This is a genomic window from Streptomyces sp. NPDC060205, assembly GCF_042728395.1.
Taxonomy (GTDB): domain Bacteria; phylum Actinomycetota; class Actinomycetes; order Streptomycetales; family Streptomycetaceae; genus Streptomyces.
Genome location: NZ_JBHWZP010000620.1, coordinates 1 through 1,716, shown reverse-complemented (window position 1 = coordinate 1,716; position 1,716 = coordinate 1). Strand labels below are relative to the sequence as shown.

Annotated in this window: 1 protein-coding gene; it reads right to left on the bottom strand. The window is 71.5% G+C overall.

Annotated elements, in window-relative coordinates; genetic code table 11:
• Window positions 1-134: 134 nt before the first annotated feature.
• Complete coding sequence (locus tag ACFWGJ_RS43555) at window positions 135-1,559, bottom strand: trehalose-6-phosphate synthase (RefSeq protein WP_387334525.1); 1,425 nt, start codon at window positions 1,557-1,559, stop codon at window positions 135-137.
• Between the last annotated feature and the right edge of the window lie 157 nt (window positions 1,560-1,716).

Sequence of the window (1,716 nt, the reverse complement as noted above, 5' to 3'; positions counted from 1 at the left end):
TAAGCCCAACGCTAACCCCAAAAGGGGCGCGGGGAACGGCGCAATCTTCTGTCTTTCAGGGGGCGCAGCCCCCAAGGGGCGCGGGGAACTGCGCGACCAGCCCCCACCGGCCCGCAGATGACCACGACCCGGCGTCAGCCAACCGCTCCCGCGGAGCGCAGCGCGTGCAGCTGGTCCAGGAACCACTGCGCCGGAGGCAACGCGGTGGCCGCAACAGCCAACCGCTTCGTCCGCTCGGCCCGCTCGCCAAGAGGCACCGTCAACGCCTCGTGCAACGCCTCCGCCGTCCCGGACACGTCGTACGGGTTCACGACGACCGCGTCCTCGCCCAACTCCTCGTACGCCCCCGCCTCCCGCGACAGCACCAGCACGCACCCGTCGTCGGACACGACGGGCACCTCCTTCGCGACGAGGTTCATCCCGTCGCGGATGGGGTTCACGAGGGCCACGTCGGCCAGCCGGTACGCCGCGAGTGAGCGCGCGAAGTCGTCCTTCACGTGCAGGACGACCGGCGTCCAGCCGTCCGTCCCGTACACGGAGTTGATCTCGTCGGCGACCCGCTGCACCTCGGCCGTGTAGTCGCGGTACACCGCGAGATCCTGCCGCGACGGGTACGCGAACGCCACGTGCACCACCCGCTCGTGCCACTCGGGCCGGTCCTCCAGCAGCTGCCGGTACGCCAGCAGGCCGCGCACGATGTTCTTGGACAGCTCGGTCCGGTCCACCCGCACGACGGTCTTCCGGGCGCTGCCGTCGGGCGCGGTGCCGATCTGCTCGCGCAGCGCGGCCATCCGTTCGTCGACGTCCGCGCGGTGCGAGCGCTCGCGCAGGAAGTCCGCGTCGGCGCCGAGGCCGTGCACGCCGATCCGCGTGTCCTGGTCGAAGTCGTCGCCCAGTACGGCCCGACAGCACTCCGTGAACGCGTCCGCCCACCGCCGGGTGAGGAACGCGGCCCGGTCGGCGCCGAGGATCCCGTCGAGGACCTTCGCCGCGATGTCGTCCGGGAGGAGCCGGAAGTAGTCCGGCGGGGCCCACGGAGTGTGCGAGAAGTGCCCGATCCGCAGGTCGGGACGGAGTTCGCGGAGCATCCGCGGGACCAGGGTCAGGTGGTAGTCCTGTACGAGGACCGCGGCGCCGTCCGCCGCCTCCTCGGCCAGTGCCTCGGCGAAGGCCTGGTTGTACGTCTCGTAGGCCGCCCACTTGCGCCGGAACTCCGCGTCGAAGACGGGTTCCAGGGGGGTCTGGTAGAGCATGTGGTGGACGAACCACAGCGCGGAGTTCGCGATGCCGTTGTACGCGGCGGCGTGGGTGTCGGCGTCGATGTCGAGCATCCGGACGCCGTCCTCGCCCACGCCGCGCCGGACGGCCTCGCGGTCGCCGTCGCCGAGGGCCGAGCAGACCCACAGGGCGCCGGCGTCGGGGCCGATGGCGGAGAGGCCCGACACGAGTCCGCCTCCGCCGCGCTTGGCCGTGAGCTCGCCGGACTCGTCCTTCGTGTACGAGACCGGGCCGCGGTTGGACGCGACGAGGACGGGGTGTGTGCCGTGGGTGGGAGCCATGACTCGAAATCTAGCCGCAGCGCTATCCGCTCAAACGTTCCCGTTGGCCGCGGAGGGGAGGTCGTGGGTCACGTTTCCCCCGGTGGGGGCGGACCGCGCAGTTCCCCGCGCCCCTAAAGACAAAAGATTGCGCCGTTCCCCGCGCCCCTGATGGGGG

Excerpts from the sequence above, each read along its gene's own strand:
- ACFWGJ_RS43555 (WP_387334525.1), bottom strand. The coding sequence starts at position 1,559 with ATGGCTCCCACCCACGGCACACACCCCGTCCTCGTCGCGTCCAACCGC.